Genomic DNA, 7,637 nt, shown 5'->3' with positions numbered 1-7,637 from the left:
TACTTGTAGGCTTGGAGCATATAATGATTATTTGTTCTTATAACAATATATAGTTCCCTGTAATTGTATGATGAAGGGGCTCTGCTTTCATCCCCACCCTGAAGGGTGGGGTCTTCCCGCTCCGCCCCCTTCACCCCCGTAAGATAAAGATACCTTATCACCACCCCGTGGGGGTAGGGCTGACGGGGAGGGGACGGGACGCCCCTTCCCCTGTCTCGACGTATCACCAGCCATCAGCTCCACACACTGACCCCCACCCCAACACCGTCCCGGAAAACCCCCCTATCCCCCGCCTCACCCCCCGAATACTTTCAGGCCGCATGCACAATTGGTATCTATCTGAAGAACGGAAGTTATCATAGCGATGAAGGCCATAAAGGGTATAACCGTCGTCGGGATCGATCCGGGGCTGGAGCGGGTCGGATACGGTGTCCTGGTGAGGGGGGATCCGGGTGACACCACCTCCCCCCCATCTCTCACCGCCGTCACCTACGGCTGCATCGAGACCGCGAGCGGCCAGAGAAGACCCGAACGCATCCGCGAGATCTATGACGCCGTCTCGAGCGTCCTCGACGAACACCGGCCGGACTGGATCGCCATCGAACAGGTCTTCTTCACCCGGAACATAACATCCGCGATTGCCGTCAGCGAAGCCCGGGGTGTCATCCTCCTCGCCGCCGAGCAGCGCGGGATCCCCATCGCCGAGTACACCCCCAACCAGATCAAGCAGGCGGTCACCGGGTCGGGTCGTGCCGGAAAACACCAGGTCCAGGAGATGATGCGCCGACTCCTCCGTCTGGACGAGATCCCCCGGCCGGACGACGCCGCCGACGCCCTCGCGATCGCCCTCTGCCACATGAACATACAGCGATCCCCATGATAGCACACCTTGCAGGAGAACTGGTAGCCACCGGGGAGACCTGGGTGGTGATCGACGTCAACGGCGTCGGATACCGGGTCACCGTCACCCGGCTGACGCTCGAAGCGCTCCGCAAGACCGAAGGCCCCGTCCGCGTCCACACCCGGATGATCGTCCGGGACGACGATATCCTGCTATACGGGTTCCTCCACCCCGACGAACTCGAACTCTTCGGGATCCTTATAACCGTCTCCGGGATCGGCCCCCAGACCGCGATGAACATCCTCTCCCAGATCAGACTCGACGAGTTCGCGGTCGCGATCATAAACGAGGACGAAAAAGCGCTCACCCGGATCTCCGGTGTCGGCCAGAAGAGCGCAAAACGGCTGATCCTGGAACTGAAAGAGAAGATGAAGACACATCACGTCGGCCGGCCGTCGGAGGCCTCCGACGCCGTGAGCGCCCTCATATCCCTCGGGTTCTCGCCGAGGGAGGCGCAGGACGCCGTCGACGCCGTCCTGCCGGGACTGCCCCACCCCGACGTCCAGAGCCTGATCCGCGCCTCGCTTGCCAGGCTGCGGCAGGAGTGATTGCCCCATGACCGAGAGAGTCACATCATCCGGCCTCCTCCGCAGCGAGGAGGAAGACCCCAGGATCCGGCCGACAAGGTTCGAGGAGTTCATCGGCCAGTCCGGGGTGAAGGAGACGCTTGCGATAGCCATAGCGGCCGCAAAACAGCGCGGCGAAGCCCTCGACCACATCCTCTTCTCAGGGCCGCCGGGCCTCGGAAAGACCACCCTTGCCCATATCGTCGCAAGGGAGATGGGCGTCTCCATCCGGAGCACAAGCGGCCCCGTGCTCGAGAAGCCCGGCGACCTTGCCGCCCAGCTGACCGCTCTCAACCGGGGCGACATCCTCTTCATAGACGAGATCCACAGACTAAACCCCGTGGTCGAGGAGATCCTGTACCCAGCGATGGAGGACTGCTCGATAGACGTCATGATCGGCGAAGGCCCCGGGGCCCGCGCCGTCCAGCTGCCGCTCGAGGAGTTCACCCTCATCGGCGCCACCACAAAGGTCGGGCTGCTCGGATCCCCGCTCCGCGACCGGTTCGGGTTCATATTCCGGCTCAACCTCTACGACGTCGAAGACCTTGTCCGGATCGTCCGGCGGAGCGCCGCGATCATGAAGACGCCCATAACAGATGAAGGGGCTATCGAGATAGCAAGACGGAGCCGCGGAACCCCCAGGATCGCCAACCGGCTCCTCCGGCGGGTGCGCGACTACGCGATCGTCCGGGGGGACGGAAGGATAGATGCCGCCACCGCGGAGTCCGCGCTCACGATGCTCGGGATAGACCCCCTCGGACTCGACGAACTTGACCGCCGGATCCTCCGGGTCATCGGGGAGGACTTCAGCGGCGGCCCCGTGGGTGTTCGAACGATCGCGATCTCGATCGGAGAGGAGGTGCGAACGGTCGAAGAGGTCTACGAGCCATACCTGATCCAGATCGGGTTCATAAAAAGGACGCCCCAGGGCCGCGAGATAACAGAGGCCGCACTGAGACACATAAACGGTGACTGAATGGAGAGGAAGTGGCTCATCCTTGCCACGGTGATGCTCGGGAGCATCATGGGCCCCATCGATGCAAGCGTCGTGAACGTCGTGCTCCCGACGATCGCGGAGGTCTTCGAGACCGGGATGCCCACGGCGCAGTGGGTCCCGATGATCTATCTTTTGATGATCAGCAGCCTGCTTCTCACATACGGCCGCCTCGGGGACATGCACGGCTACCGCATCCTCTACCTCTCCGGCCTGGCCGGGTTTGTCGTCTCCTCGGCGCTCTGCGGGTTCTCGACGAGCATCGGGATGCTGATCGCCGCCCGCGCCGTCCAGGGGGTCACCGCCGGTATGATGATGGCGGTCGCCTCGGCGATCATCGTCGACGCCTTCCAGCCATCCGAACGCGGAAGAGCCCTCGGGATCAACGCGACCAGCATAGCGATCGGGCTTGCGATCGGCCCCACGCTGGGCGGGTTCATCGCGGCATACCTGGGCTGGCGGTTCATCTTCTTCATAAACATCCCCGTCGGGATTGCAGCGCTCCTCATCGCCTCCAGGATCCTGCCCCGCCCTGAACCCCGGCCGGGACAGAGCCTCGACCCCGTGGGCGCGGGAAGCGCGTTCATCGCTCTCTTCTCGTTCCTCTTCATCGTCAACCGCTGGCAGACGATGACCCGGTCCTGGAGGCTCGGGCTCGTTGCCGTGATGCTTGCGGCGCTCGCCGTCTTCGTCAGGACGGAACTCAGCGTGCCGCAACCGATGCTCGACCTCAAGATCTTCTCCATCCGGACGTTCACGTTTGCTAACTTAAGCGCGATGCTGAACTTCATGTCGCAGTACATCCTGGTCTTTCTCACCCCGTTCTACCTCCAGCAGGTGATGGGGTATACCCCGGACAGGATCGGTATGGTGATGGTCGCCTTCCCGCTGGTCGTGCTCCTGGTCGCGCCGTTCAGCGGCGCCCTCTCGGACAGGATCGGGACGCGGGCGCCAAGCGCCCTCGGCGCGGGACTCTGCGCCGTCGCGCTCCTTTTCATGGCGCGGATCGGCCTGATGCAGGGCCCCGGGCTGATCGGCTGCCTGGCGCTCTTCGGGCTTGGAACCGGGCTCTTCCAGTCGCCAAACAACAGTGCGGTCATGGGGAGCACCCCGAAGAAGTATCTCGGCGTGGGTTCGGCCATACTCGCGACCGTCCGAAACGTCGGGATGGTGCTTGGCATCGCCGTCGCTGGCGCGGTGGTGGCCTGGAGGATGCCGGTCTACGCCGGTCTCGGGGAGGGTGCGTTTCTGTTTGCGCTCCACGACGCCTACCTCGTCGGCGCCATCCTGACCGGGATCGCGGCCGTCACATCGCTCGTCCGTTACCGCTCGGAGATCGCGGGCTCTCCGCCCTCATCACCGTGAGCGAGACACCCTCATCAAGGCCGAACCGGGCCGCGTCCTCCCGGCAGAACTCCTGGAGGTCGAGCATATGCGAAAAGCCCGTCCTCCCGCTCCGATCGTTTGAGACCACGTCGAGCGGCGGTTCAAGCAGCGGCCGCGGCAGGAAGACGATACACTTCGCCCGGCTCCGGGTGAGCGAGACGTTCAGCCGGTTCCTGCTGTATATGAACTCCGCCTCGGCAAGAGCAGTCTCGACGTCGCTCACCCCGTAACTGACGATCACGGCGTCCGCCTCCTGGCCCTGCATCCTGTCGACGGTGTCCACAAAGACCGACCGGTCGCCGGGGATGAGTGCGGCAAGCCTCTCTTTGATCGCACCTATCTGGGCGTGGTGCGGGCTGACGATGAAGAGCCCCCGGTGCCAGAACTCCGGCGTCACGTAGGGTCTCCCTGTCTCGGGGTCGATCAGGCGTTCGCGAAGCCTCGCCGCAACCCTCGCGACCAGGTCGGCCTCGACCCGGTTCTCGATCGTCGTCCTGACACCCTCGAGAACGCAGAGGACGAGCGGGTAGTCGGGGTCGATGACACGATCGAGCCAGGGCTCTTCCTCTTCCCCCGGAACGAGGTAGATCCGGCGCCGGGCAACCTCCTCCGTTGCCGGGGCGTAGCCCCTGCCGTAGAGCGTCTCCGCCGGGAAGAGGGACAGTGTCCGGTTCATCCGCCAGTTCTCCAGGAGCTGGCAGGTGTAGACCGGATCCTCCGGGTCGTCGCGGTGCCGGAGGTAGGCAAAGATCGAGTCCTCCAGCCCCGGCAACCCGTCCTCAGGCGCCGGGTAGCGCCCCTGGATCACCGGCGGGAGCTGGAGGTCGTCGCCGGCAAGAACAAGTCGTCCCGCCGCTGAGAGCATCGGGAAGACCATCGCAAGGTCGGCCGGGCGCATCTGCGAGGCCTCGTCTACGACGAGGAGGTCGAGTGCGGGAAGGAGCCTCTCGAGCCTCTCAAACGCGTGCACCGTCCCGCCGATCAGGAACCCGGGGTAGCCGGCAAGGTCGCCGGCACGGTCATGCCCGAGAACCGCGAGGCTCCGATCCGCCCCGGGTGTCCGGACCTCCCGGAGTTTGTAGACCGGGAAGGATGCGGTCATCCCCTGGACCTTCAGGAGCAGGTTCTCGACGGCGGCGTGGGTGAACCCCGCCACCCCGACCCGGAGACGCTGCGCCCGCATGAGCGAGACGATGGCCGTCGCCAGGAAATGGGTCTTCCCGGTCCCGGGCGGCCCCCAGACCAGGGTCAGCCGGTTCTCCGTCATGTGCCGGAACGCCCTCTCCTGGCTCCTCGTAAACCCGGTATCATCGACCGGCGCCGGGAGCGCCGGGAGGGGCGCGGCAAACCCGCGGGGGTCGCGGAGGAGCCGGATGAACCCGTTCTCCGGGTCGCCGTCCAGGGAGAGCAGCCTCTCGATCATCCTGGGGGCGTTGAAGTCGGTGAACCGGGGGTGGAGCACCCCGCGCTCTATCGGCGGGCGGTTCGGGGGATACCGGACCTCCAGCACAACCCCCTTCACCAGTCCGGCGGCATAATCGACGATGGTGTCGTGGACGCGGGCAAACGCGACCCCGGCCCCGCCGGGGCTTGCGCTGCTCCGGTAGCGCAGATCGTCAAACGCCACCTCCTCGCCCTCGGGAACGAGGAGGTAACTGAACGAGCGCGAGCGTTCAAAGACCGCAAGGTCGAGGGGGCGGAGGAGTCGCCAGAAGTTCCCCTCCGCTCTCTCGACCGGTATGCTGATCCCCTCCCGGAGACGCACCTCCCGCGGCCTGCTGCGGAGGTCCTGGACCCGGCGTGCGCCCATGAACGACTCGTACTCCGTTATGAAGAGAAGCCGGGATATCTCAGGGGTCGCGGCCTCGAAGGGGCGGGGGAACCGGAACCTCTCCGGCCAGCGTTGCAGACGATCGCTCACACGTTCGCGCAGCCCTTCAAGCACGCTGCCGGCGGCGAGCAGCCGGCGGGATACCTCATGGCGGATCCAGTCGAGAGCCTCCGGCCGGTTGCCGTGCCAGGCAAGCAGTATGGCGTCGGCCTTCATGGCGTTGTTGTGCTCGTTCCAGAAGAGGGGGCCGGGCGAGAGGCGGTAGTGGAACCGGGACGAGGGGATCGCATCAAGCACTTCGGGGAGACGGAGCGAGAAGGGGACGGGGAGGGCGAGCAGCCGCCGGATCTCGCGGGTGAGGACGACGAGAGGATAGGAGACGGTGGTCTCCGGGTGACTGGAAGCGGCCGCGATCCCGGCGTCCTGGTAGTAGAACCGGAGCCTGAGCGCCTCTTCTGAGATGTCCGGGTCATCCATGGCGTCGTCGAGGAGCCGGGTGAAGAGAGCCTCTTCGTAGGTGTCGTAGACGTAGGTCTGGAGGGATCTCTGATCCTTCCAGTCGCGGCCGCGGTTGTAGGTCTCCACGGCCTCAAGGTCAGCAAGGAGTCCGCGGATGAACTCCCGGCGGACGCGTGTGGTATCGGCGGGGTCGGCAGCGATATGGATCTCCTCGCGGGCGGGGGTGCCGTAGACCTCTCTTCCCCCGATCCGCCGGAACCCGAGGGCGTATATCAGCCCGGAGACCGGGTCGCTCTGGAGCGTCAGGATGATGGCGATATCCTCGTGGACGGGGAGGGCGTGCGATCTCGCGGGGAGCGGGACGACCTCGCCCGAAAGGAGCGCCCGGACGACCGCCTGGAGGTGTTCGCGCTCTCCGGCAAGCGAACCGCAACCGTCCAGGTAAGGTTCGGCTTTCGGATCGTTGAGGAACTCTGCAAGGTCGGGCAGCGTCTCGATCGGCGGCACGGCCTCCCGGAGGTAGCGGCGTGCGGCGGTGGAGAGACCCGGGATCAGGGAGACGGACGCGGTTCTCCCGGCCCCGGCACGGCAGTACGGGTAGAACTCGCAGGACTCGCAGCGGGACGTGAGGTGCCAGGCGAGGTCGGGTGCCTGGCGGCTGAGGATCTCCGGGAGACGGTGGCGGAGGAACTCCTCGACAACCCGGATGTTGAGGTGGAGGTCGAAGGGTTCGGGGGCGGTCTGGCCGTGGAGCCAGATGGCCGCGTGATCGAGGTCGACCCTGAGATCGAGTCCGAGGAGGGCGAGGGCGTGATCCAGGATCAGTGCGTAGAGCGTCGCCTGGATCCGGTGGCTGATACTGAGTTCCTCGCTTGCCTTGATATCGATGACCTGCAGCCGGCCGCGGTCGTCCATGAGGATCAGGTCGGGACGGCAGGGGGCGAACCGGTGCACCTCCGGGTCAAGCCCGTAGCCGCGCAGGAAGTGGACGGAGACCGGGATGGTCGTCTGGTATATCGCCTCCCCGCTGGTAAGGTTTGGGAGGAGGTTGAAGGTCTCCTCGATGGAGAAGGAGCGGTCGGTGATGGGGCCGGCGCCGTCGGGGACGAGCACCCGCCCAGCGACCCTCTGGCAGACGACCTCTTCCTCCCAGCGGATCCCGGCCTCGAGGAGCGCCCGGGTCACGGGGCCGGTCTCGACCGCCGCCGGCGGGATACCGGCGGCATCCCGTTCCTGTTCCGGGGTTGCGTGGTATCGGAGGTAGCGTTCGCAGTCATGGTAGAAGAACCGGCCGATGAGCGATGGGCTGAGGTTGTAGTGCGGCATGGATCTCTCTTCCCGGGAAAAAAAAGGGGAATCTCTCTCAACGGTTTCTCCGGGAGCAGGAAAAAGTCTCCGCCGGGGGTTTTCCGGGGCCGGTGGGAAAGGATCCAGGCGTGCCGCCGGGAACATCTTTCTATGGACGAAGCGGCAAACCACATCACACGACCGCTGACGCGG

General features: G+C 65.3%; 5 protein-coding genes. 4 read left to right on the top strand and 1 reads right to left on the bottom strand.

Annotated features, from left to right (window positions below):
• Window positions 1-364: 364 nt before the first annotated feature.
• The 4 genes from ruvC to QMC91_RS06265 are packed head-to-tail and all read left to right on the top strand — an operon-like array spanning window position 365 to window position 3,826.
• Window positions 365-880, top strand: coding sequence for a crossover junction endodeoxyribonuclease RuvC (gene ruvC, locus QMC91_RS06280; protein ID WP_300236853.1), 516 nt, complete (start codon window positions 365-367; stop codon window positions 878-880).
• Window positions 877-1,449 (top strand): Holliday junction branch migration protein RuvA, encoded by a 573-nt coding sequence (gene ruvA, locus QMC91_RS06275; protein WP_300236851.1) that lies wholly within the window; start codon window positions 877-879, stop codon window positions 1,447-1,449. The genes ruvC and ruvA overlap by 4 nt, the downstream gene beginning before the upstream one ends.
• Before the next feature lie 7 nt (window positions 1,450-1,456).
• Window positions 1,457-2,443 (top strand): Holliday junction branch migration DNA helicase RuvB, encoded by a 987-nt coding sequence (gene ruvB / locus QMC91_RS06270; protein WP_300236849.1) that lies wholly within the window; start codon window positions 1,457-1,459, stop codon window positions 2,441-2,443.
• Window positions 2,444-3,826, top strand: coding sequence for an MFS transporter (locus QMC91_RS06265; protein ID WP_300236847.1), 1,383 nt, complete (start codon window positions 2,444-2,446; stop codon window positions 3,824-3,826).
• Here the strand turns inward: QMC91_RS06265 and QMC91_RS06260 are convergent.
• On the bottom strand, window positions 3,768-7,463 hold the full coding sequence (locus QMC91_RS06260) for a bifunctional RecB family nuclease/DEAD/DEAH box helicase (RefSeq protein WP_300236845.1): 3,696 nt from the start codon (window positions 7,461-7,463) through the stop codon (window positions 3,768-3,770). The genes QMC91_RS06265 and QMC91_RS06260 overlap by 59 nt on opposite strands.
• Window positions 7,464-7,637: the final 174 nt, after the last annotated feature.

It is taken from the genome of Methanoculleus sp. (assembly GCF_030019085.1).
In the GTDB taxonomy this organism is placed as follows: Archaea; Halobacteriota; Methanomicrobia; order Methanomicrobiales; family Methanoculleaceae; genus Methanoculleus.
Note: the sequence above shows the minus strand (reverse complement) of the source record. Positions and strands in the feature narration are given on the sequence as shown.